Below are 24,158 nucleotides of genomic sequence, written 5' to 3' on the forward strand. Positions count from 1 at the left end.
AGCCGTCGCTCGCGACAGGAAAGAGGCCCAATTTAACTGATATAATAACAGTACGTAGAAATTGCAGTTTTCGAGTCGAAGTCATATTTGATATGAAATAATACGAAATAGAAGATTAGAATCTGATGGAGACGTTTATACCGGTGAATATTAACCAAATAGAAAATTTGACACAAGAAAAACAGCCTCTATGGCTGACGAAACAGCAGAAGTTATCAAAACGTTGTAGCGCCTGGTGAATACTCCCGGTTTCGCAAACACTTACGCCCGGGGAGCACAACCAACGATGATGAAGGTACTCGTACCGGTCAAGGAGGTTGCCACCGTCGAAGACGAGTTCGAAATCGACGGGACGACCATCGACGAGCGGTATCTCGGCGCCGATCTCAACGAGTGGGACGACTACGCCATCGAGGAGGCCGTCCAGCTCGAGGAAGACGGCGTCGTCGACGAGGTCGTCACCGTCACCATCGGCGACGAGGAGACCGAACAGACCATCCGCCAGGCGCTCGCGAAGGGTGCCGACCGCGCCATCCGCGTCTGGGACGACGCCCTCGAGGACGTCGACCTCCTCGACGTCGGCGCGAAGATCGCCATCCTCGAGGCGGTCGTCGAAGCCGAGGACCCCGACCTCGTCCTGACGGGCGTCCAGTCGGGCGACGACAGCTTCGGTGCGACGGGCGTCGCCCTCGCCGAAGCCGTCGGTTACCAGTGGGGCGCCGTCGTCAACCAGCTCGATCTGGAGGCCGGAGACGAGACCGCGTCGGTCCACCGCGAGCTCGAGGGCGGCATCGAGGAGCTGACCGAGATCGACGTCCCCGCGGTGCTGACGATCCAGACGGGGATCAACGAGCCCCGCTACGCCAGTCTCCGGGGCATCCGGATGGCCCAGCGCAAGGAACTCGACCACCAGACGCTCGCCGACCTGGGCGTCGAGGCCGACGCCGTCGCGGGCGACCTCCGACTGACCGCGATGTACGAACCCGAGAGCGAGAGCGACACCACCGTCTTCGAGGGCGGCGCCGACGAGACGGCCGCGCAACTCGCTGATCTCCTGCGGGAGAAGGGGGTGGCCCAATGAGCGATATTCTGGCCGTCGCCGAGCACCGCCAGGGCGACCTCCGCGACGTCAGTCGCGAGGTCGTCACCGCGGGCACCGAACTCGCCGGCGAAACCGGCGGCGACCTCCACGTGGCCGTCGTCGGCGGCGACGTCGAGACCTTCGCCGACGCGCTGAACCTCGAGGGCGTCGACACCGTCCACACTGTCGCCTACGGCGAGGAGTTCAACCACGACGTCTACACCCAGGCGGTCACCCAGCTGGCGGGCGAACTCGAGTCCGGCTACCTGGTGATGCCCAACAGCGTCAACGGGCTGGACTACGCGCCCGCGGTCGCCACGCGACTCGACGTTCCGCTCGTCACCGACGCCGTCGGTCTCGCGACCGAGGGCGACACGCTCGTCGGCACGCGCGAGATGTACGGCGGGAAGGTCGAGACGACCACCGAGGTCGACGCAGACCAGGTCGCGGTCACCATCCGCGGCGCCGAGTGGGAACCCACCGAGGCGGCGGGTGACGCCACCGTCGAGGCCTTCGACGCCGACATCGACGAGGACGCCATCGGCTCGACGGTGACGGGATTCGAGGAGGTCGCCGGCGGCGACGTCGACATCAGCGAGGCAGACCTGCTGGTCTCGATCGGCCGCGGGATCGAGGAGGAGGAGAACCTGGACCTGATCCGCGAGCTGGTGGAGGCGCTCGACGCGACGCTCTCGTCGTCGCGACCGATCGTCGACGCGGGCTGGCTGCCCGCCAACCGCCAGGTCGGCCAGTCCGGGAAGGTCGTCACGCCCGACGTCTACATCGCCATCGGCATCTCCGGGGCGGTGCAGCACGTCGCCGGGATGAAGGGCTCCGATACCATCGTGGCGATCAACACGGACCCGAACGCGCCGATCATGGACATCGCCGATTACGCGATTCACGACGACCTCTTCGACGTGGTCCCCGCACTGATCGAGCAATTCCAGTAATGTTCGATACCAGTGGGTTATTTTCGTGTTAGTGACTTCATCAGTTCGTTCAAAGAGATGAGTTCATCAGTGACATCCTCGTCAGGATGGACGAGTCGGCCACGTGCTCCAGCGGGGCGAAAGGTCAAGGACACCGTGAACCTGGCCGCATTGAGATTGTCAACGCCAAGTAGCCGCGATGAACATCTTCGACTTGGCTTCCTCAGTTTTGGCAGTGGACTTATAATCAATTGCAGCCTACGGCTACACAGACTTTCTTCGAGTTCTCTTTAAGCCGTATCATCTCAGAAGTCGGTTTCGTTCAGCGAACGGCTCGATAGTATAGTGAATTACGGTTTATCTCCTCCAAAGGGATAGGAAAGGGTATGTTGGGGATTTTTAGCCGACGCTGCATCAATATGGCACTCAAAATTCAACGAATCATTGATTCACTGATCGACGTCTTGCTTCGCGAGTTCGCGTATTTTTTCCTTCGTTTCGTCTCGATGCTCGCCGAATGCCACTTCGAAGACGCCGCGGTAGAAGTGTTTGTTCTTCTCCAGAGTGATGTCCTCTCGCTTGAGCTGCTTTTTCAGGCGGGTGAACGTGATCTCGATGTCCTCGCTTTGCTCAGGTTCAACATAGATCGTGGCTGAATCCCAATCCTTGCGGATGTTCAGCGGTTCGTCGTCTGTTTCTTCTATCTCACTTGCTGAGGAGTCTGTCTTTGCCGTGGAAGCGGTCTCCTCCTGCTTCGATTCTTGTTCGGATGCCGCAATTACTTCGCGCTCTTGTCCTTCTGATTCCGACGTCCTCGTGGTCTCTTCCTCAGTAACACCATCATCTTCTTCATCTGATGGATCCTCGAATCGCTCATCCATTCCTCGAGGCATATTTACACCTCCACCTGCGGTTTGTCAAATGCCCGTTCCATGGTCTCTGCAACCTCTACGAAGAGGTCGCGCTCTACCTGTTGGTCGTTCGCGTCCTCCCATTCGAAAATATCTTGCCCATTGTCCCAGGCGCGCTGGATTGCCACTCGCATCGGGAGTTTGAAAACCGGGGCCATCGATGCGAAGGACTCGTCGAATTCATCCAGGAATTTCTGTGACTGACCGTCGTCCCGGTACATATTCGCCAGAAGTCCGACGATTGCGATCTCTATTTGCTGGTTGTCCTCTATCGATTCCAGTTGATCCCACAGGTCGTCTAGGGCATCACGTGACGTAGCCTGGGTCTGTGCAGCCAGGAAGACGTTTTGCGCTGCGATGAACGCTGCGTCCGTCAAGACCGAGAGGTCAGGCGGACAGTCGATGAGGATGTAATCGTAATCGAATCCGTCCTCAACCAGTCCCTCGAGGGCGAGTTTCAATGAGAGACGGGCGTTCGCATCGTCCATCCAATCTCGAGCAAGACCCATGTCCTTGTGGCTCGGAACGAGGTCGAAGTTCAGGTGGTCGTACTCGTCGGCTTCAATCACGATCTCTGAAAGGCTCGTATCGTGCGTACGCGGATTGTCGACGAGAACGTCCAGGAGGTTCGAATCATCGGTAACAAGCGTGTTTGGAAGGTCATTCTTCGGACTCGAGGGGTCGTTCTCGTCGCCCGGCCCCAACCCAAGTCCCTTCGTCATGTCGGCCTGTGGGTCCATATCGATTGCAAGGACATCGTGGCCACGAGTGCCCAGCGCCGCTGCGCTGTTAATCGTCGCCGTTGTTTTTCCGGTTCCACCTTTCTGATTCCCGAAGGCAATCGTCGGGATGCCAGTCGATGGCGTAACACCCCATCCGCGAGGTAATTCGGACATGATTGGATCATTGAATCAATGACTCATAAATCCACGTCAGACATTTCGCTACGTTTCAGCTCTGCCTCTTCTGTTGTATGTCGTGGATACAGGTGCTGTATGCCGTAAATTCGGGAACTGGACGTACCTCACTGATTCATTGATTCAGTGATCCATGGCTTCCTGAACTCATTACATCACGTACTCATTTACTCCCCGATCTGTATCCCTGGAGATTGCTGAGCTCTCGATCTATGGCTCCACGCCTTTCTCGATCCACAATCTCACTGATTCATGGAATCAATAAGTTTGGCGTAAGCTATTGGATTTTCAAAGTCAGATGCTCTGTGAATCAGTTATTCACGATCTCTGGGAATTGTTGAGTCACTGATTCAGTGATTCATGGACTCGGTGAATCCAGTGAATGGTTATTCGATTCTTGGAATCAGTGATTCTGTGATTCAGCTGTTCAAGATATCATGTAGTCCCTTAATCACTGCTTCATCGGTTCATTGAATCATTGATTCAGTGATACTGCTATAGTGCTGCAGCTATCCTGGAATCAAATAGTCTATGATTCTGTTATTCAAGATATCATAGAATCATTGATTCCCTGAGTCACAACTTCATGGACTAATGGCCAGTAGGGGTTTGCTATAGCATTTACTCCTCCCGAGGGTCCTCGATCCATTCACTCACCTTCCACTATTCGTGGGTTCGAGGAATCACTGAATCACTGAATCACTGATTCATCAATTCACGGCTCACTAATTCAATATCCCAGCAGAGACTTATTGGTCGAGAGTATCAGAAGCGATTATCTCCCTCTGAAGGCTGCCTTCAACTGTTCCTGCATGAACTCTCTGCGCACTTGACGAGACCGCGAATCGGAAAGATAATTTTGCATAACCACCCGAGGATCGCTACTACCTTGCTCTGAAGCGATTTCGTCGACACCCTCGAGAACGCCCTTGAGGACCGTTGTATAGGTATCGTACCAAAAACGACGACAGAGCTGCGGACTCGGCCGTTCTTCTTCGATTCGGTCAGGGAGACCCGCCTTCGATGCAAGAGTCTGGAACCAGTTCCGGATCGTATCCCGCGTTACGTGTGGTGTTTTCCCCTGTGAAGATGGAAACAGGTACCCTGTCCACGTCTCATCGTCCGCTAGCTCATCGATTCGGGAGTCGAGCAGGTCTAACCCGAAGAGTAGAGACACTTCACCAGGTCCGTTCTTGCGGTTCTCGAACGCGATGAAGGGGACGTCGTCTGCAGGGACGTTACGATGGAACTGCGAGATATGGAGTGCGGCGACCTCGCTTGCTCGAAGTCCCCAGCCCGCTAATGCCACTGTAACAGCTGCTCTCGCGTCGACGTTGCCTCCTGCATCAGTTTCCGAATATGGTCTGCTGAAAGAGCTGGGGTCGAGGACTCTTCGGCTTCCCATTTGAATTCGTCGTAGAGACCGCTCGCCGGATTTATCGAGGCAATCCGACGTCCCACAAGATGCTGGTACCAGGCGTCGACGACCCGTCGCACACGCTGCAGGGTCTGGCCGCTGTATTCGTGTTCTGCTCCCTCGTTCAACCAGTCGAACGCTGCATAACACGCGTCAACGGCTTCGTAGGCTGGTGTCTCTCGATCCCGTTGAATCGGTGTGAGTAGGTCGTCTGTGTCGTTCGCTTTCCTGTAGGCACGGACGTAGAGGTTCAGCCGCGTTCGGAGCGCGTCGACGGATGACTCCGCCAGACTGTATCGGGATTTTCGGCGGTCGAGGAACTCTTCGAGAGCGTCGATTGTTGCTTCGTCTGCGGTTGCCCACGAGTAGCCCTCGTCATCATTACCAAGCCCGAGATCCTCTTTCCAGAACTCCCCGAAGGAACGGTCGTGATGGCGTCGGAGAGCTGCGAGGAACGCCCGTGCGTCGTGATCCCGAAACCACTTATGGGCCGGCTTCTCGCACGTCGGATCGATCCCCTCTGCCTCGAGGCATGGGGCGATCTCCTCCCAGTACAGGTCTGTGAAGTCCTTGAGCGAACACGACGTCCATCGAATGTCGTCGAATGAAGGTGCCCGAACCACATCGGTCTCCCTCTCCTGATCGGCATCTAATTGGCTCATTGGAGCGTTCTCTGTGAGTGTCGACTGCTCGTGACCGTACTGAAGAAGAAATTGGCTAGAAGCCTTCTCGCGGTCCGGTAGTGCGATTCTAAGAGTGACATTTTCAGCTTGCTTAGCGTATTAGTTGAATCTCTTATTAATTTGTGGGTTCGGCTGACTGGCAGAGTCTGCTAAACCCACGCCAAAACGGCGGAGATAGTGTGTTCGGGTAATAAACTCTATGACGCGATATGCTTTCCATCCCGATCGAATTCACAGAGTTTCGGAGGATGGGCTAGTTTTGGGTCACATCTCCGTCGGCTCGTAGTTCTTCTCACCTGAAAAGGGTCGATATCGAACCTTCATGGGCGTAGCTATCGAATAGACGTGAGGAATTGCACAGGTTCTTGCGCTGTTAAACAGTGTTGCCACTCCCGAGCAGCTGACTCGGGGAGCTCAGCTGGTTAGTCGGGCGGGATAAACGCCGAGAACTTGTTCCACGGTCGTCTGTTGGAGCATGTATTCGGATCACGCCACGGGAGATCGTGGCGTCCATTGTCAGCGTACCACTCCAGTAGGATATCGACAATTTCGTTGCCGCCACCATCGCACATACGAGTCCCTGGTCCCTCCATCATACTTAGAAAGTCAGCCGTCTCCGGAAGATGGTGTGACTCAACCACGCACTCAGTACCCGAGTCCTCGAAATTCACTGCGCCAGTAGAGCAAAAACACGAAAACGGAATCACGACGAAGGTATTTAGAGATTATTGCCTCGTAGAGGCACGAATGCAGCGGCATGCAGCTATGATTTCAGCGCTGTTACGACTTCGTCCACGGTGAACAACCGCAGATCGTCTCGTTCCTCGGCAGCGTCCTCTACGGTCTGGGTAAAGCCGCTTCGAGAGAACAACGCGTATTCGTGCTTCCGTTCTCCACCACCGGATGGCGCCCATCGAAGTTCATCCACGTGAGTTCGAAGCTTCGAGAACGCGTCGTAATCCAACGGTGACCGCTGGAATTTGCACTCTCCAGCGATCAACGCGTCCTCGTTCGTCAGACCCACGACGTCGACCTCGTGCTCCTGATACCACCACTGACCGACGTCCGTGATCGTATACTCTTGATACAGCGTTCGAAGAGCGGAACCGCAGAGATCTTCGAACGAGTCGCTTACGAAATTCGCCAGTTCCGGTTCGATGAGCATCTCGTACGCGTCGTCTCCGAAATCCTCGTACCTGTCACCGCTCCCGTAGACGAAGTGGAACCAGAATCGGAAGAACTGGTCACGGATGCGATAGCGGCTTCGCTTGGTCCGCTCCTTTCGTTCGGTAATCGGAACGTGTTGCTCGACCAGTCGCAACCGAGAAAGTCGATTCAAATATTTTGATAGTTGATTGTAATCGATACCCGTCGCTCCAGAGATCTCGTTTCGACTCGTACTTCCGCCTGCGATCGCTTCCAGAATTGAAAAGTATCGTGTCGGCTCCGTGAGTTCCATTCGGAGAACGTAGTCCGGTTCGTCGTGCAGCGTCCCGTGCCGGGAGAGGATCGTCCGTTGAATGTTCTCTCCGAGGCTCCCCGTCGGATCCACTTCTTCGAGATAGTACGGAACGCCACCGAAGACGCCCCAGGTGAACACCTGCTCGTTAGCGGTGTAGCTCCCCGAGAAGAACTCCATCGCCGCATCGAACGGAAGCTGTCTAACATCTAGTTTTAGTGACGAACGACCGTAAAGTGGACTGTTTCCCAGCAGCGCGGCTTCCTCCATCATACTGATCGACGAACCGACGATGACGAACGTCGCACTGGAGTCGTCGAGTTCGTGATCGAACATCGCTTGCAGAACGGAGGGGAGGCTTTCGTCTTGTTCAACCAAATACGGAAACTCGTCGAGGACGACGATCGCGTCCTGATCTGCGAGATACCCGAGGATAGACTCCCACTCTTCGCGGATCCGCGTAATCCCTGGGTCCACGTCCGAAGCGACCTCAACGAACTGCTGGAGCTGTAACGCACTCGTTTTTTGCTTCGCCTGATAGACGATGGCCTCGTCGCATCCTTTGAGAGACTGCTTGACGAGTTCGGTTTTCCCGAGTCGTCGTCGCCCGAAAATCACTGCCAACTCCGCCTCATCCGACTCGTAGAGGTTGTGAAGGCGCGAGAGTTCCTCCGTTCGGTTCACGAACCCAGGCATAGTCTCCAATACCGTATCCTCGAATATAGTACTTCTCATAATCATACTCTAAAGTATCGTACTTCAAAGTACGTTACTCGATTGCTGGCACAAAATATCGGGTCTCCACAAACCAATCGTCGAGCCGTTGAGTCACTTGGCGTTGAAGTAAGTTCCAGATGCACCCTCGGGGAGTTGAAGCCTGGGCCAGCCCGAGTTCGGCGGAGGTAGATTCGTTCCAGATGCACCCTCGTGGGGTTGAAGCCACGTGATGGATCTCGACACGGTCTCCGAGCTCTTGGTTCCAGACGAACTCTCGTGAGGTTGAAGTGGCACCCGCAACAACGATGACGAGCGTTGGGCTCGTATCCAGCACACCGAGAAGGGTGCTTAAGGTGATGTACGGCCAGAAGAGCGGCTGGGCCCGCCCTCAGTTTGTGGTCACTTCCAGTAAGTTTTTGAACAGTATATCCGTGCGGTATACTATGTCGCGCCCCCAACTCACAGTAACGGATTTTGGAACCGAGACGGACTCTGGTTACGTCATCGTCGAGATCACTGCGTTCAATGCCGATCCAAGCGACCTCCCTCCACACATCGACCCAGAGGATGTGTTATTCGGTGCCGACGAGTTCGCAGAGATCATCCCGCTTCTTCACGAGATCGAGGAATACGATTCCGCTGCGCGACTTGAGATTGAGCGCAGGCACCTGGACAGCAATCCAGCGCACACGATGCGCTTCACTGTGGGTGAGTTGACAGAGATCGCGATGTCGCTGGCAATCGCAGCAACTGTTGCGAGCTACCACGAGGAGTTCGAGAGTCACCGGAGTATCGTCGCATTCGGTGGACTGATCACGCGTGAAGTCGACGCACCACTTGACGAGACGTTCCTGGAGAAAACGTTCACCGATCTTGTCCCCTACGAGGAGGACAAGTCTATCGATCCGTTTGCAGTGATCTCTTCGAAACAGAGTCTCCACTTCCTCGATGACGACGGCGAGCCCATACCCCGCCACGAGCGCGAGCGAATCGAGTACTACGATGCTGAGAAGATGGAGGGGAAAACGCCTATTGAAGAGCTGTTCGAAGAAGATTTCTCGCCTAGCGACATTTCCTAGTTTACCTCTACTCGGCGCAACTCACACATGCTCGTGTTCCAGACGAACCCCACGTGAGGTTGAAGCCCTATCGCGGCGTTCGTGCTCATGTACCGACTGTAGTTTCAGATGTACCCTTGGTGGGGTTGAAGGCTGGCGTGGATGGTCGTGACGTAAGCCTGGCCGCTGGTTATAGACGAACCCTAGTGGAAGTGGTTCCGTCGACGACCGCAACGATGGGGCATGGCCGGCATCCAAGGCGTCACTGACTAAGCTGGCTGTAGCTACGAGCTCGCATACAAGGATCTGGTCGCCCGATCTCAACCCGGGCGATGACGTCCGCGAGGTGATGCTCGAGGAGGAGCAACCCGTGTTTTCGGTCTAGCAAATCCAGCAGTTTCTCGACTCCACCGTCTCCGATAAAACGGTCAGGAGACGATCAATCCACGTATTCCGATACTGTCATCTGTCGTTCGCCTTTCGCGTGTCGGAGGATACTCCCACCCACAACCTCCGCAAGTTTCGGCGGTACGGCGTTCCCGATCCACTGACCGAGTTTGTTGAGACCAATCTCGTCAGCATCTTTCCCGTTCAAGAACTGGTAATCGTCTGGGAACGTCTGTAGAATCGCGCCCTCACGAATACTTAGGGCACGATCTTGATCGGTGTCGTAGTGGCCGAAGCGGCCGCTCCCGTAGTTGTAGAACTGCGTGGTGATCGTCGGTGCTGGCTCGTCACCTTCCATGCGACTGTACGGTGCCTTGTACGTGATCCCACTGTCCTTTTGGTGGCAATCGGCTACTGGGTCTCCCCGTCCCTGGGCCTCCCAGTCCGTCCAATCGCCACCGGGCTTCGAGATCTCGATTCGTTCGATGTTCTTCTCCTCCAAATTGCGAGCTCTGTGTAACGGATCGTCTTCGTGCTGTTCACCGGCTTCGATCGGCGGGAGATGGTCTATACGATCTGCTACCGTAAGGTCAGACTCCGGATCGACGTTAGCTCTCTTTGGCGGATTGAGTTCGATAGGGCCCGCTCTCGATGCGAGCGTTATCCACCGTTTTCGTTGTTGTGGGATTCCATATTCCGGACAATAGACACCTCGTTCGTCGATCTCGTTGAAGTAGTAGCCAGCGTTCTCGAGCGTATCGACGAGGTCGTGGTACTCGCCGTCGTCTCGAACGCCATAAACGTTCTCCATGGCGACGATGTCCGGTTGCACCTCGTTCACGATTTCGGCGAATGCGGTGACGAGACCCGCCTTCTCGTGGGGAACCTCCGAATCGACGAGAGTCGAGTAGGGTTGACACGGTGGTCCACCGGCGATGACGTGAACGTCCGCAGACTCGTCGAACAACTCACCGACCCACCCAGGTTCGTCGCGTGCGACCTGCTTCAGGTCCTTGTGATAGAATTCTGCGTCGTGGTTAGCTTCGTACGGGGCCTCACAGTCTGGATCAACGTCGACACCTGCGACAACGTCGATGCCGGCTCGTTCGAGACCCTCGGTGAATCCCCCAGCACCGCAGAAGAGATCGACAGCAAATACGTCGGGATCCTCAACAGACATGTGATTTTCAATGTCGCTCCCACTCATCGTTCTTACGAATCTGCCGGTCAGGAGTTAATGCTACCGCCGCCAACAACACGTTTCTCGAAATCATCCTCAGCTGATATCCGTCCTGTGTACACGGCGGGCGTCCAGCACTCTCGATATCGTGCATAGTGTGGCTTCTAACACAAGCGGTTGTTGTACGTAGCGTAGGGCTGATTCTCGATAATTGCGGTAGCCTACAATGCAGAGACAAATTCAATAGGGTTCCAATCTGAATTTGAGTTGTGGCTGATCCGACTCGTGAACGCTTTCGGCAGGGGATCCTACAGTGGGCCGAGGACAACCTCCGTGATTTTCCGTGGCGGGAACCAGATAGGACTCTGTACGAGGTGTTCGTTGCCGAGTTCTTTCTCACGCAGACACCAGCCGAGAACGTAAGGAGTGTCTATCCCGATTTTCTCTCGAAGTACCCTACTATCGAGAGACTGGAAGAAGCCCCTCAAGACGAGATAGAGGAGGTAATTGAACCTTTGGGATTTCAGCGGATGCGCGCCGAGGCACTCACAAGGATAGCCGATCGAGTAGACACACTCCCGGCAGACGAAGACGAGTTACTGGAGCTCCCTCGAGTTGGCCCCTACGTCGCGAATGCGACGCTCTGTTTCGCTCTGGATCAACCACGTGTGATCGCGGACCGGAACGTAGTGAGGGTCTACGATAGAGTCTTCAGAGAAGAGTTCCCGGAGAAAGAGAGCGAGCGACGGGAATTCGCTACCGAGATGCTGCCCGAAGACGGGAGTGTCGCTCGCACCTACAACCTCGCACTGCTCGACTTCGGCTCTCGTCTGTACGAAGCGTTCACCACGTTGTGCAAGTTGTTTCGCGAACGAGTACTGTTCGTACTACCGTTCGAGCACCGAGGGCGAGTAGCCACCTCGAGCGGCGCCAATCGGGTTGCCTATCTCGAACCCTACCGCACGTCCCAGACGATCTCACGCATCATCTGCTCGACGTCGGCCTGAGTCAGTCCCTCGAGTTGCACACTCGTCAGCGAGTGATTGAACTGATTGGTCGCCTCGTCGATTACTGAAGATGGCTCGTCCTTGAGCACCTCACAGACTGCTACAACTGCGGGGTCGTACCGAGCGAACCACCTGTCGAACACCTTGTTGACGATCGTCTGGTTGGAGAAGACGCTCTCCGTCAGCGAGTAATCGTCTGTCTCCTCGTCGTAGGTGAGTTCGGCGATCCACCACAGTCGATGCAACGCGTTCGAATATAGGTCCGACCCCGCGCCTAGGAACTTCTCCCGCATCGCCTTCTCCGAACGGTACTCCCACCGCTGCCAAACGAACTCGGGGTGCTGGCAGATTGCCAGCCAGTGCCAGAGACCCGGATCACCCGCGGTTCGATAGCTCAAATCTAGACACCGGTGAATGTCCTCTGCGAGTGCTTTGTCCATCGAAGTGTCGAACCGGGAGTGTTCGTCGACGACAGTCTCGACCTTCTCGTCGAGAGTATCTAAGTCGGCGGTCGGTTCTCCCGGCATCGGCTCGACGTACCCCGAGAGCTCTTCCTCGTCGATCTCTTCTTCGCCTCTCAAGAACGGCTCGCCTACTAGGCGCCGTCCGTCCTCGGTCAACCGGTGGAGTATACGATCGGTCATTTTAGATCTTGAGGCCCTCTTCCATGAGATTGATCAGTTGAGTCCTTGGTTCGAGGTAATCTTGCAGTTCACGGTCGATACGTGACATCACTTCTGGGAGCGAGTCCGGATCACGAACGTCCCGGCGGAGCGCGAGTGCTGCTTCCGTGGTATCGTCGGTCTCGTAAATATCACGGGCGAACGACTCGAGGACGGTCTGTTGCCACTGATGTTCTACCTCTCCGCTGTCGTCGACTGCACACCCTGCGCGTAATATGAGTTGGGTCCACACGGGGTTAGCGATCTGGTCCAGAAGCACGTCTCGCATACGAGGTTCTGCGCCGACGGACCCCTCCGATTGGAGGATGTCCGTGATACGAGGGTAGTCCGTGTTGAGCCACAGTTTCGGCCGTGCTTCGTTTCGGAAGTCGAGGTAGTAGATTTTCTCACCATCGGGGAGGTGAGGTGTCTGAGAGAAACTGACCTCTTCACCGTCGATCCACGCTTCTCCCTCGTCTTCAATGGGGTCCACCAACGCAGTGAACGTCTTTCCACTCGCCACGCGTAGATGCTCTTCTGTCGCGTACTTCCCGTCGTGATCCGTCGACTCTGTCCGTACGAGATGTGGCCGGAGTTCCACCTTGTCCCGGAATTCGTCACGGTCGAGTTCGATCCCGAAACCGTAGCTCTGTGGCTCTACTGGTGGTTCTCGTACCACTACTTTGTCGCGGTAAATCGTCTCGTGGCACTGGATCACCACGAACAGCCTCGCAGGCGGCGCAGATCTCTCATCCGGTGGAAAGAGGCTCTCGACGGTAGACTCCGTCAGCTCCACTGAACCGAACAGTTCTACCGTCTCCCACTCGTCTCGGTCTTCGTCCGGTGGAATCGGGATCGTCGTCTGACCTGCCTTGAGCTCCAAGGACCGTTTTTCACTCCCGTCAATCGAGTATTCGTCGAGTTCGAAACTCAACCCGTTGCCGAGATAGGCGTGGGGGAGTGAAGTCGTACGGTAACGTTGTGACAATCGCTCCACGGTCACTCACCTCTCCGAGTTCTTAGTTCGGCTCGAATGTCTAACCGCGTTTCTCCCACCGTAACTGTCGAAGAGTCTCCGTCCCCGACCGGGTAAGATTCGCCCTCGAAGTCGATCTCTGCAGCCCCGTTCTCTGCTACGAGTCTGGCAATTCCATCTTCGTACTCTTTCGTGACGGCGTCGTCGGACGTCCAGACCGATTCGATCGGCACCTGCCCGTAGGTCCCGCCGTCTTCACCGACCCCTTTCATCGAGATGTCGACACTCCACCCTTCGAACTCGTCTTCGGTGACCTCGATTCGGCCCTCGAAGGTCCACCGGCCGTCCTCGAACGACGAGGTGCTGTCGATGTCGAAGACTGTAGTGGGCTCGCTGACGGATCGGCGGTGGTTCCTGACGTCGTGGATAGGAAATCGTTTGCGCACTCGTCGAGAGAGTGACTCCCCACTACCGTCGCTCCGAGCGATCAGGTGTCGAAGCCCATCACGGAGCGTACCGAACATGTCGTCCAGTGCTGTTCGGAACCCTCGCCTGTACTTTTCGCGTAGGTTTTCGGTGGAGATCCACTCGTCGTGTTCGGGTGGTTCTGCGTAGCGGAGGAAACGGTCGATCTCCTGGTCTGCTCTCGTCGATAAACCGTCGTGTCGTGCCTCACCACACGCGAGTACGGCGTGGAAGTCTCGATCTCCGAATGCAACACGGCTTTGGTCGTGATATTTGACGACCATTCCCGCTCCCCGAAAGAGAGCGACTTTGTTGAGATAGGTGCCGTCGTCGGCAGGTGAGGCGAGACGGGCTGCGAGTCTGACACTCCCGTCCGGAGTCTCGGTCTCGTCTGCTCGAGCTGGAAGGTTCATCGGGACGTCTACACCGGCGACGTCTCCGGGTTGGTCCAAGGTACCCTGGCCCTCGTTCCTCTGCTCGAAGCACTCCACGAAGGGTTGGATAGCGGGTACGTTCTCGACACTCGCCTCGAACTCGTCTTCCGGCGTCTCGATCGTGACACGCAGATCTCCTCTCTGCATTGCCGGCCAGAAGTACTTGACTGCGGCCTCTACGAACTCGTCTGCCAGATCTTCGATCTCCGGTCTGGTGTCCCGGGTCGGATCCCGGTACCCGACGACCATGATACTGGTGCCGCTCCCCTCTGGCCGCTCCAGGTAGAGTCGATTAGCCAGATTCACTGCGTCCGCTCCCCAGATCGACGCAGGACGGATCCCCTCGTCAGTTTCCAGTGGATTGCAGAACCATCCCGCGCCCTGGTAGGTCACGTCTCCGAGTTCGTGGGTCGGGAGTTTCGTTCGGCCTACGAATCGGGGCGGGACCACTTCGTCGGGAGTGGTGACTGGTGACGAGTTGAACAGTACTGTCGAAGCACCGGAGAACGTCCACAAGACAGATTTACCGAGTCCGTACGACCCACCAGCAGTATCTCCCTGCTTGCTACTGTAGAGCTCGTCACGCACGAGCGCGGCGTAATTCGAGTCCTCGGACCATCGTCCCGTGAGGCCAGTCGTATTTCGGTCTTCGATCACCAGTAAACGGAGTTCGGCGTCGGAATCGGCGAGTCGTTCCAGAAATCGATCGTAACCTCTCCCTGTATCTCTATCCGAGACGGTCTGGAGACGGTCACGCAGACCCGTCTCCCAACCGATCCTTTTCAGAAAACCTTCGCGTTCATCTCCGGTGAGAGTGAGAAAGCGAAATCGGATCTCGACAGGCTCGTCGTTGTCGAGTCGCTGGTCGTTGGCGTTCTGGATCACTTCCCTGACGAAACTCTCCGTGTCGTGGTCCACAGCGTGTTTCGTCGGGTCGTCACCGTACCGCGGCGCACCTGGTCCACCACTGAAGAAGAACCACTCAGAAACGGTGTCAGGAACATTTTTCACTGTTGTCATATATGTGTATTCGAAGTAGCCGTCTGAATCTATCTCGTGAGTTGTAGCCTCGAGCCATATGATACTTCCCACTATCGTCCACTCGTCTCCGTTGTCACTACCTTAATGTAGCTCCTGGCGAAAGTGGCTGCTATGAATATATCCGCAGTCGATCTCTTCTGTGGTGCTGGTGGTATGACACATGGTCTCGAACGCGCCGGAATCGACGTAACGACAGGCATCGATAACGCGCGAGCGGGTCGCTATCCTTATACGGAGAATACTAACGCAGAGTTCGTAGATGCAGACGTCGAGGCACTTGCACACAATCCCGAGCGAGTCGCGAGAATGTACCCTTTCCAGTCCGACTTGACCGTACTGGCTGCTTGTGCCCCGTGCCAGCCGTACTCTACGATGGGACACTCGAGAGCCGGTGGCCGAGAGGACCACGACAAGTGGGGCCTTCTCAACTCGGTACAGAAGATCGTGGAGTACGTCGAACCGGACGTCCTCGTCACCGAGAACGTGCTGCAGGTACGCAACGACGGGATCTACGAAGAATTCGAAGAACGTCTCGAGGAATTGGGGTACGCACTGAACTCCGATCAGAACAAGAACGTCTACTGTCCAGAGTACGGGATCCCACAGAAACGGAAGCGGTGGGTACTCATTGCGTCGAAAGAGGGGGCGATCGAACTACCGAGTCCGATATACGAAGACGAGGATGAATATCCAACGGTACGTGAAACGATCGGTCACCTCCCTCCGATCGATGCAGGCGAGGCTCATCCTGAGTTAGAGCTACACAGGGCTCGAGATCTATCAGACACGAACCTCGAGCGAATACGAAACATAGAACCCGGCCAAGACTGGAGTGTTTGGGAAGAGAACGGTCTCGATCACCTACTCGCGGACTGCCACAAACGAGATAGCGGTCGGTCGTACAAGACACCTTACAGTCGACTGCGACCAGACGAACCAGCTCCGACGATCACCACGCAGTTCTACAACTACGGGAGCGGCCGCTTCGGCCACTACGACACCGATCAGGATCGCGCGCTCTCCATCCTCGAGGGTGCCCTCCTACAGACGTTCCCTCAGGACTACGACTTTTACGACGAGTGGGACGACGTGGGGATCAATAATCTCGGTCGGCTGATCGGGAACGCAGTCCCACCTCGACTCGCCGAGTTAGCCGGAAGGAGTATCTGCGAGAAGGTGGGCGTCGAAACGCCTCGAACTTCGATCGTCGGTCCTGCATAGGAGATTAGGGCGCCCTCGAACAGGGTACGGGAATTCGTCCAAAAAACTCGCTCTTCGACACCGGGGCGAGGGCGGAACCGTGACGAGAACGTGGGTGACGGAGAGCTCATCGTTGACGACTGACGACGGTACGTCGACCAGGAGGGAACCACGTGGATCGTACGACGGTTACACCTTGACATCCTCCACACGACTTCAGTCGTTGGCTTTCTCCTCGATGTTCTGTAACCCTATGCACACGCGGTCGTATCCATACACACATCACACACAGGAACGAGCGTGCGAGAAGTAAATACCATCTTCGCACGAGTTGGGTGATGAGCGCCGGAAGCTAGTAGATTAGGTGGCGTTTATCCCAACGTTGTCCGACCTGATGGCCGAATCGGTTAGCGTGCGCCACTGAAGAAAACCTTATATATTCGCCCCCCATACACATAGAACACGCACATACACATGGGAACAGGACAACTACACGCGGCGTTCAAAGAGCTGAAGTCCGAGGACTCGTTCGTCGGGTTGCCTCAGACCGACTTCGCGTTGGATTCGGTGCTCGAGACACTCCCCCGCGAATTAATCCAAAACGTCTACGACGCACGACAAGACGGAGAGAAGCCAGGGATCAACTTCTTCCTCGAGATACTGGAGGAGGGAGGGGAGCTGGACGACTTCAAAGACGCGATCGACTGGCCCACTCTCAAACCCCACCTCGAGGCAGTAGCAGATGACGACGAGAAACTGGGCGTCCAGAAGATGATCGACCAAATTGACGGGGGTAAACTGTGGATCCTCGGCGTAGAAGACGTGAACGCCGTCGGGCTCGAAGGGAACGAGGATAGTCGTGGGACGAACTACGCATCACTAGTCAAGGACTTCGGGGACTCGACCAAGAAACAGGGCGGTGGCGTCCACGGAGTAGGCGCCTCGGTACTGTGGGCCTTCTCCGGGTTCAAATTGGTCCTGTTCCACAGCCAACCAGAAGGCGACGACCCGAAACTCGTCGGACGGCTGGATCTCCCCGATCACGAACTGGGCGGCCAGGAGTACAAGGGTGGTGGGTGGATCGGTATCCACGACAGTGGTCACGACCGACCGGTCGCGATGAATAAGATTCCCGATGGCCTGGCCGAGACGCTTCGTGTCGACCGTCCCGACGAACGCGGAACAACGGCCCTCATCGTCGGGTTCAGAGAGCCGACGCGAGCGACGAGAGACCCGGAAGAGATCGTCGACGGGCTCTACGAGGCCGCGGCGAGGTACTACTGGCCGCTCATCGTCGACGACGGAATCGACGTCACCGTGCAAGGTCCGAGCGACACGTCTCCCCGCACTGTCGAACCCGAGGGTGTCGACAGGGCTGCCCCGTACGTGAAAGGGTACGAGTCCCGGGAGAACCCGGACCCCGATTTCGGGGAACCGGGGACCGTTGCCGTAGAGACGGTGGAGTTCGAGGTGCCACCGACGGAATCTGAGCCTGGCACAACGGGAGAGCTCGTACTAGTCGTCAGGCTGGCCGACGACGACACCGACCTCAGCAAGCACCGAAACAAAGTCGCGATGTTCCGCGGGGCACGACACGTAGTGAAGTATCGGAACTACGGCTCCGTCTCCCGGACGACCGGAAAGGACTTCCACGCTCTTCTACTCGCAGGAGGGGCCAAACACGAGGTAGGTCTGGAAGCGGACGACCTGCCCGACGCTGCAGACCGAGCCATCGAGTCCTTCTTCCGCGATGCCGAACCGGAGGCACACGACACGTGGGAGAAACCCACGCAGAAGTTGGCGAACGCATACGAGGACGACAATCCGTCACAGCGGATCGTCTCGTTCCTGAAGACCGACGTCAAACGGACACTCCAGCAAATTCTGGGCGCAGCGAAGACAGACGACGACGAACGCGTCGGCACCTTAGGGTCGGAGTTCCCGTTCTTCGAAGACGAACACGGCTCTACTAGAGAAGGAGGCGGAGGCGGTGGTGGTGGTGGTGGCTCGTTACCGTTCGACGTCGTGTGGGTCGACAGCTGGTTCGATGGGGCCCACCAGTACGAGGGTGAGCTGGAACTCGACACTGCCCCGTCTGGCCCGTGGAGCGTGACGGTCTCGATCGACGAAGTCGACGGATCGAACAAGACGATAGACCAGATCGACGTCGCGGACGGTAGCTCACCGCAACAGGAGGGGAGGAGTGTGGACGACGGTGAGATCACGTTCGAGTTCGACCAGGATACGACGAGTGCGAGGTTCGAACTGTCTTCGGACTCTGTCGGTGACGAAATCCTGGCCGGGCGAACACGGTTGGACTTCCAGTACGACCTGACGGGTGGTGGTTCGGCATGAGCAGCGACCGTGGGAGCAAACGAGTCGATACCCGTCCCTACAGATACGCCGGAGAGAGCCTCGAGTTCGACTACGTTGAGTGTACACTCGGCAGCGGGACAACACTGTCACTCGGTGATACGATAGAATTGGACCTCACGGACGAGGACGAAGAGTGGGAGACGAGTGAACTCACTGTGAGCATATCCGTCTCGAAGAGTACCCTCGAGAGAGTCTTCCCCGCATCTCCCCTCACAACGGTGCACTGGTCGTCGTGGGATACTGCCCGACGAACCACCACCGGTTCGAGAGCGTGATCGAGAACGCACCCCTCTCGCCGGGGGAGTACACAGACTCGGTTGAACTGAAGTACGACGATCTCCGGGGCCGTCTCGAACTGACTCCCCTGCTGGTACGGACGAAACCGCTCAGAAGTCAGCCCACAGGTCACAGCGGTCCACCGTTCGCCGAACGAGCTGGCCGAAAACTCGCTCACGGCCCGATTGGCACAGTAGACGTAGACCCGCCGACCAGCGGTCGATCGAACGAACTGCCGACGATTCCAACGTCGTTCACGGATGCACCCTTCCCAGCCAACGACGGGAATATGTGGTACCTGGATCTGAGCGACGAAGCCAAGCCGAAACTGTACATCAACTCGGATCACGGCTTCGTTCCTCCACTCTTCGAGGACAAGGGCCAACACGCACGTGGGAGGGTCCGCCAGTTGGTGGTCGATCTACTGGGTACGCAGATCATGACGCAGTTCGTCCTCGAAGCTGCAGAACTCTACGTCGTCCACAGTGAGATGAAGTACCCCTGGCAGAGACGGATGTTGACCGAAGTGTGCGACGAGTTGTTCGAAGAGAAGTCGCCAGACGAGGTCGAGGAGATGTTAGAAACCGGCACACTGTCGGAGACCGTCAACCAGATCGCCACTACGGTACAGCGACGTCGAACACCACACGAAGACCTCGAACGCGTACTAGAACTCAGCCTATGAGCCAAGACACACTTTACCGACTCAGCGACGACGCCTCGCTCCTCGTCACCGAGGAGCTGATGAGAGATGACGACTTCGAATTCTCGGACGAGAAGCTGTCCGAGTATCGAACCGACACTGATCTGACCGCGAACCTCAGCGCACTCGGACAGGTAATCGACTACGTCATCGGGCCAGAGAGTGACTTCGACCGCGGTGACGAACCAATCGATGCCGCCGTGGCCCCGGCCGTTCGAGAGTTCATCGATATCCCGCTCCGGGAGGCGGGTGATCCACGGATCTGGCACTATCTCGCGATCGGATGGCGGCCGGACTTCGTGCGATACCGGTGGCCGCGTGATGGGGCTAACCGTACGCACAGGTCGATGACCGAGAAGTTCTTGGGCTCCACACAGGACCTGTACACGAACGCGTTCTCGCGGTTGTGGTTCATGGCGGAGTTCAGTCGGGACGGTGACGACTACTCGGTGACAGAGGAGATCCTCAAGGAAGCGTACAAGTCGAACCGGATTTTCGACCGCATGGACCTTCGACGACCCCGTACTGGGCGCGTCTTGTGCAGTATCGCTAGTGCCGAGCCGGACGCCGACATCGTCGAGGACACCGCCAAGTCGGTGAGCCACCAGTGGTCGGTGACGAGCGAAGAACACCTCTCGGACCCTCAGTTGAAAGAGATCGTCGAAGAGATCTACAGGGAGTGTTCGTAGGATGCGCGTCGTCGTCGATATCCCGCCAGAGCTCGTCGATGACATCCGTTCGGCGGTCCAAGAGGGTAACTACGAGAGCCCCGAGGAGTTCCTCGAGCGAGCGCTCCGCACACAGCTGAAGTTGGAATCGAGCGAGCAAGAGACCCTGATGTCGTTCGGTGATGCCATAGAGGCAGGAGGCCCGCCCGAGCGCGAGCAAACCACCGAACAACCGTCGTTCACCCAGTCGACACAATGGAGCGAAGACCGGTCGAATCTCGAAGATCTCTCGACGTTCGACTTCGACGTAACTACGGTCGACCCGTCGGACGCCGAGAGAATAGATATGGGGCCTCTCTGGGGCCAATACAACCGTATCTTCCCGATGAAGTTGTCGGTTCGTCGGCTCGCAGTCGTCCTGGCCGAGACCGAGTCAGACGGAGTCTCGTACCAGCAGTTCCGCAACGAAACGGCGAGAGTGGCCCGTGAGTACGGTCTCCGGCTAGAGGAGATAGACGACGAGAAGGGTCGTGGTCGTGGAGAGAAGTTCTCGGCTGCGTTCCCGACCGGAGACAAAGTCGAGCGTTCGTTAGACCGATTCAAGACTCACTTCGTCGGTCAGATCGACTCGAGTAGGAACCTCACGGGTGCCCCCCCGAATCTACAGTTCGTCGATATTGATCCCGACACCGAAGAGTTCGGCATCACCGAAGCCGGCTTCGAATTTGCTCGAATAGAGAATCCCATCCTCGACGAGGATCTCGCGAGTGACTCGTCCCTCTCTAACGATGAACGGCAGTTCTATCTCGACCACGTCGCCAGTGAACATCCAGCCGAGTACGAGGCGATGGAACTCGTGGCGAATGCTATCGTAGAGGGAGTCGACCGTCCAGACCCGTTGAGTGAACGCGTCGGTGAACTATCTGACGATTGGTCGTCTGCACAGGCGAGTACGATTCGATCTGGCCTCATCGGCCGTATGTGCGAACTCGGCTTGGTGTCTCGGAGGCGTGTCGGGGCCCGTGGGATCGGCTACGAGGTCACCGAAGTAGGTGGAACCGAATTACTGTGAGGCTACCGTATCTGGAGTAGGTAAGTCGACGGATCAACTCAGGATGTCGCAGGGTCGAGAATCGACGTTCTTGAGTACAACCTCATATCCAGACGCTCTCCAAATAGAGATCACGAGAGTCTCGTCACATAGGCACCACATTCATTTCGGCACGTTCTAAAAAGTGACTCTCACCTCGTCATCCGATCAGATTTTCCACACACTCCAAATATGTCTCAGCGTCTAAACATCCTCGATTCAAGTTCTTCGTTTGATTCCCTACCTCGTTTTGATCCAAGCCTCCTATCAAACAACCGTCAATTCTTCCGATAACCGAGCCGTTCTCGTGCTAACGATATCCGAGTTCAACAGGTCGAGGTTGCCGATCTCGTACCTTCTCGGCCGTTAATACGGAAGATGTTTAATATAGGTGGTCTTATCCTCGCCGTTATATATTCATAGCTGCCCGCGAAATAGCGTCACACTAATGGCGACTCCAATCTGGAAATTTCCAGAGCAGAAATCGGGAATAACAGAATATCACAAAAATCCCACCGAGAGCGCCTTGGACAGCACTCTCGAAACGTTCGTTCGTGAAGTCCTGCAAAACGCGAACGACCAGGGTATCCCCGGGGAAGAGCCTGTCAAGGTCACGTTCGACTTTACGACACTCAGAGGGAGCGACCTCGAGGAATTCTTAGAGACACTCATCTGGGACGAGCACGGGGACAGCCCGGAAGATCTCCGGTGGCACATAAAGCGCGCAATCGAAAACGACCAGGCCCGTGACCCCGGGCTCAAACGGTTTCTCAATCACTTTGACGGCGACAGTCTCACCGTCCTGACCATTCACGACGAACATACGACCGGTCTCCGAGGAAGCGAAACAGACACGAAGGAACCGTACGCCTCTCTCGTCAAAGACTTCGGCAGTACGAACAAACCGGGATCCAGTTCAGGCGGGAGCAAGGGCCTCGGCAAGACAGTTCTCTGGGCTTTTTCAGGGCTTTCGACAGTTCTGTTCAATTCACACCCCGACACCTTGCCCTCCGATGGTGGAAGCGAACCGCCGCGGCTCGTTGGGCGTACAATCGTCCCAGCACACACTGACGAAGCAGAAACGACACACTACACGAATCACGGCTGGTATGGTCGAGACGACCCCGACCGCATCGACGACATCGGTCGTCCAAGCTCGCTCTGGGGCGACCTCGACGACGCAGAGAGACTCGCAGACACGCTCTCTGTGAGCCGACCTACTGACAACTACGGTACGAGTATTGGCGTCGTGGGGTTCCGCATTCCGGGCGAGGGATTCGACCCCGACATGGAAGAGTTAGCCGCCTCGTTCCGCCACGCATCTGTGAAATACTTCTGGCCGGCAATGGTGCGAGACCAACTGGAGGTCCACGTAAAAACTCCAGACGGTACCCGAACGGAGGCGACACTCGACGATGCACCCGGTGTCAAACCGTACGTCGAGTGCTACAGCGAATACTTCGATATCACCGATACGGAACTGAGTGGCGCTGGCAGCTTCGTGAAACGAGGAGTCCCGATCGAAATCCCACGCGAAGACCCAGACACTGTGGACGAGGATCCACACAGCGGCTACCAAACCGCTGTTGACCTCGTTGTACGTCATCTCACCCCGAGTGACCGCACTGATTTCGAAACGGACGACGACGACGAACTGGGGATCAACCGCGTAGCGAGACTCCGCGGGGCACAGATGATCGTCGACTACGTCGATATGTCTCGAGCTGCCAACCGCGGCAAAGACTTCGCTGCGGTGATGGTTGCCGGTGAAGCCCAGACCTCTCCTGGCGAGGACGTAACGGATGCACAGAGGGCTCTCGAAAAATTCCTCAAGAGGTCCGAACCCACACAACACGACGACTGGGTTGGCTCTAACAACGACTATCTCAACGAATATTACATCGGGACTATCACGGCCGAGATTAACGCGTTGAAGGGTGAGCGGCTCGAAGCAGTGATCAACGACATCGTTCAGGAAGATATCGATTCTGGTGACGAAGTGCCGGGAATGGACGACATCCTCCCGATAATGGACGGCCGAGATACCGTCAATGGCGAGGGCTCTGCCCTCAGGTGGGAAACTCGGCCCGACGTCTGGATCGACGACGATAAGTGGCAATTCTTCGCTAAAGGTGGCCCCAGGGAGCCAGACCACGGCGACTGGAAACTCACGGTCGAACTCCTGCGACTCGACAGTCAAGGACACGAGGGTGATTCGATCCCGATCGAGGAATTCGAAGTCGTCGAAGGAGAGGCCAAGGATTCGCTCGATGCCGACGGAATCGCCCATCTCGAAGCCGATGGGACGGCCGACGTTGTCGCATTCCAAGGAGATTCGAAAAAGCTAGACGGGCTCTCTCGAGATCCGGAGAAACTCTTCGATGTCGGCGAAGCCACCCAAACGAAGGTTAAAATCAGTGCCGAAATCATGGAGGGATAACTCGTATGCCGACCGATATCCGACGTGCATCTGCTAACGCCGACGACCTCCCGTATCGCTATCGAGAAGACGCGATAG

The 24,158-nt window shown here is 56.6% G+C and carries 17 protein-coding genes and 1 pseudogene; 10 read left to right on the forward strand and 8 right to left on the reverse strand.

The annotated features are described in order from the left end of the window. The first annotated feature begins 289 nt into the window (after positions 1-289). Both AC6I65_RS12080 and AC6I65_RS12085 read left to right on the forward strand, forming a co-directional pair. Complete coding sequence (locus AC6I65_RS12080) at positions 290-1,081, forward strand: electron transfer flavoprotein subunit beta/FixA family protein (RefSeq protein ID WP_497902496.1); 792 nt, start codon at positions 290-292, stop codon at positions 1,079-1,081. After that, positions 1,078-2,034 (forward strand): electron transfer flavoprotein subunit alpha/FixB family protein, encoded by a 957-nt coding sequence (locus AC6I65_RS12085; protein ID WP_497903273.1) that lies wholly within the window; start codon positions 1,078-1,080, stop codon positions 2,032-2,034. Before AC6I65_RS12080 ends, AC6I65_RS12085 begins: the two co-directional genes overlap by 4 nt. A gap of 428 nt (positions 2,035-2,462) precedes the next feature. On the opposite strand, the gene AC6I65_RS12090 is transcribed toward AC6I65_RS12085, so the two are convergent. From AC6I65_RS12090 to AC6I65_RS12105, 4 genes and pseudogenes are all read right to left on the reverse strand, one after another. Next, positions 2,463-2,894 (reverse strand): DUF8160 family protein, encoded by a 432-nt coding sequence (locus tag AC6I65_RS12090; protein WP_497903352.1) that lies wholly within the window; start codon positions 2,892-2,894, stop codon positions 2,463-2,465. A 14-nt stretch (positions 2,895-2,908) separates the two neighbouring features. Beyond that, positions 2,909-3,820 (reverse strand): ParA family protein, encoded by a 912-nt coding sequence (locus AC6I65_RS12095; RefSeq protein ID WP_497903274.1) that lies wholly within the window; start codon positions 3,818-3,820, stop codon positions 2,909-2,911. 796 nt (positions 3,821-4,616) lie between these two features. Beyond that, positions 4,617-5,920: pseudogene (locus AC6I65_RS12100) on the reverse strand (tyrosine-type recombinase/integrase). 784 nt (positions 5,921-6,704) lie between these two features. Beyond that, positions 6,705-8,096, reverse strand: a complete 1,392-nt coding sequence (locus AC6I65_RS12105) for an ATP-binding protein (RefSeq protein WP_497903276.1) — start codon at positions 8,094-8,096, stop codon at positions 6,705-6,707. A gap of 326 nt (positions 8,097-8,422) precedes the next feature. Between AC6I65_RS12105 and AC6I65_RS12110 the strand changes: the two genes are divergently transcribed. Continuing rightward, on the forward strand, positions 8,423-9,196 hold the full coding sequence (locus AC6I65_RS12110) for a hypothetical protein (RefSeq protein WP_497903297.1): 774 nt from the start codon (positions 8,423-8,425) through the stop codon (positions 9,194-9,196). A 418-nt stretch (positions 9,197-9,614) separates the two neighbouring features. On the opposite strand, the gene AC6I65_RS12115 is transcribed toward AC6I65_RS12110, so the two are convergent. Next, complete coding sequence (locus AC6I65_RS12115; RefSeq protein ID WP_497903298.1) at positions 9,615-10,742, reverse strand: DNA cytosine methyltransferase; 1,128 nt, start codon at positions 10,740-10,742, stop codon at positions 9,615-9,617. A gap of 269 nt (positions 10,743-11,011) precedes the next feature. Between AC6I65_RS12115 and AC6I65_RS12120 the strand changes: the two genes are divergently transcribed. Further along, positions 11,012-11,749 carry an endonuclease III domain-containing protein gene (locus AC6I65_RS12120; RefSeq protein ID WP_497903299.1) on the forward strand — a complete coding sequence of 246 codons (738 nt, stop codon included), beginning with the start codon at positions 11,012-11,014 and terminating at the stop codon, positions 11,747-11,749. Here AC6I65_RS12120 and AC6I65_RS12125 read toward each other — a convergent pair. The 3 genes from AC6I65_RS12125 to AC6I65_RS12135 form a co-directional block, all read right to left on the reverse strand. Beyond that, on the reverse strand, positions 11,698-12,393 hold the full coding sequence (locus AC6I65_RS12125; protein ID WP_497903300.1) for a DUF6339 family protein: 696 nt from the start codon (positions 12,391-12,393) through the stop codon (positions 11,698-11,700). The genes AC6I65_RS12120 and AC6I65_RS12125 overlap by 52 nt on opposite strands. A gap of 1 nt (position 12,394) precedes the next feature. Then, on the reverse strand, positions 12,395-13,294 hold the full coding sequence (locus AC6I65_RS12130) for a hypothetical protein (protein WP_497903301.1): 900 nt from the start codon (positions 13,292-13,294) through the stop codon (positions 12,395-12,397). Positions 13,295-13,410: 116 nt separating this feature from the next. Further along, positions 13,411-15,306, reverse strand: a complete 1,896-nt coding sequence (locus AC6I65_RS12135) for a hypothetical protein (RefSeq protein WP_497903283.1) — start codon at positions 15,304-15,306, stop codon at positions 13,411-13,413. 174 nt (positions 15,307-15,480) lie between these two features. Between AC6I65_RS12135 and AC6I65_RS12140 the strand changes: the two genes are divergently transcribed. The 6 genes from AC6I65_RS12140 to AC6I65_RS12165 all read left to right on the forward strand — a co-directional run bounded on the left by AC6I65_RS12140 (position 15,481) and on the right by AC6I65_RS12165 (position 24,080). Continuing rightward, positions 15,481-16,548, forward strand: coding sequence for a DNA cytosine methyltransferase (locus tag AC6I65_RS12140; RefSeq protein WP_497903284.1), 1,068 nt, complete (start codon positions 15,481-15,483; stop codon positions 16,546-16,548). Positions 16,549-17,001: 453 nt separating this feature from the next. Continuing rightward, complete coding sequence (locus AC6I65_RS12145; protein ID WP_497903302.1) at positions 17,002-18,882, forward strand: hypothetical protein; 1,881 nt, start codon at positions 17,002-17,004, stop codon at positions 18,880-18,882. A gap of 253 nt (positions 18,883-19,135) precedes the next feature. Beyond that, positions 19,136-19,864 carry a hypothetical protein gene (locus AC6I65_RS12150; RefSeq protein WP_497903303.1) on the forward strand — a complete coding sequence of 243 codons (729 nt, stop codon included), beginning with the start codon at positions 19,136-19,138 and terminating at the stop codon, positions 19,862-19,864. Continuing rightward, on the forward strand, positions 19,861-20,571 hold the full coding sequence (locus AC6I65_RS12155; protein ID WP_497903288.1) for a DUF6339 family protein: 711 nt from the start codon (positions 19,861-19,863) through the stop codon (positions 20,569-20,571). Before AC6I65_RS12150 ends, AC6I65_RS12155 begins: the two co-directional genes overlap by 4 nt. Position 20,572: 1 nt before the next feature. Further along, complete coding sequence (locus tag AC6I65_RS12160; protein ID WP_497903304.1) at positions 20,573-21,622, forward strand: ribbon-helix-helix domain-containing protein; 1,050 nt, start codon at positions 20,573-20,575, stop codon at positions 21,620-21,622. 466 nt (positions 21,623-22,088) lie between these two features. Then, entirely contained in the window at positions 22,089-24,080 is a 1,992-nt protein-coding gene (locus AC6I65_RS12165) for a hypothetical protein (protein WP_497903305.1), read from the forward strand. Positions 24,081-24,158: the final 78 nt, after the last annotated feature.

The sequence above is a fragment of the Natronosalvus sp. KLKA75 genome (genome assembly GCF_059736265.1).

Excerpts from the sequence above, each read along its gene's own strand:
- AC6I65_RS12155 (WP_497903288.1), top strand. The coding sequence starts at position 19,861 with ATGAGCCAAGACACACTTTACCGACTCAGCGACGACGCCTCGCTCCTC.
- AC6I65_RS12165 (WP_497903305.1), top strand. The coding sequence starts at position 22,089 with ATGGCGACTCCAATCTGGAAATTTCCAGAGCAGAAATCGGGAATAACA.
- AC6I65_RS12080 (WP_497902496.1), top strand. The coding sequence starts at position 290 with ATGAAGGTACTCGTACCGGTCAAGGAGGTTGCCACCGTCGAAGACGAG.
- AC6I65_RS12135 (WP_497903283.1), bottom strand. The coding sequence starts at position 15,306 with ATGACAACAGTGAAAAATGTTCCTGACACCGTTTCTGAGTGGTTCTTC.
- AC6I65_RS12160 (WP_497903304.1), top strand. The coding sequence starts at position 20,573 with ATGCGCGTCGTCGTCGATATCCCGCCAGAGCTCGTCGATGACATCCGT.
- AC6I65_RS12105 (WP_497903276.1), bottom strand. The coding sequence starts at position 8,096 with ATGCCTGGGTTCGTGAACCGAACGGAGGAACTCTCGCGCCTTCACAAC.
- AC6I65_RS12125 (WP_497903300.1), bottom strand. The coding sequence starts at position 12,393 with ATGACCGATCGTATACTCCACCGGTTGACCGAGGACGGACGGCGCCTA.
- AC6I65_RS12145 (WP_497903302.1), top strand. The coding sequence starts at position 17,002 with ATGGGAACAGGACAACTACACGCGGCGTTCAAAGAGCTGAAGTCCGAG.
- AC6I65_RS12085 (WP_497903273.1), top strand. The coding sequence starts at position 1,078 with ATGAGCGATATTCTGGCCGTCGCCGAGCACCGCCAGGGCGACCTCCGC.
- AC6I65_RS12110 (WP_497903297.1), top strand. The coding sequence starts at position 8,423 with ATGACGAGCGTTGGGCTCGTATCCAGCACACCGAGAAGGGTGCTTAAG.
- AC6I65_RS12140 (WP_497903284.1), top strand. The coding sequence starts at position 15,481 with ATGACACATGGTCTCGAACGCGCCGGAATCGACGTAACGACAGGCATC.
- AC6I65_RS12095 (WP_497903274.1), bottom strand. The coding sequence starts at position 3,820 with ATGTCCGAATTACCTCGCGGATGGGGTGTTACGCCATCGACTGGCATC.
- AC6I65_RS12115 (WP_497903298.1), bottom strand. The coding sequence starts at position 10,742 with ATGTCTGTTGAGGATCCCGACGTATTTGCTGTCGATCTCTTCTGCGGT.
- AC6I65_RS12090 (WP_497903352.1), bottom strand. The coding sequence starts at position 2,894 with ATGGATGAGCGATTCGAGGATCCATCAGATGAAGAAGATGATGGTGTT.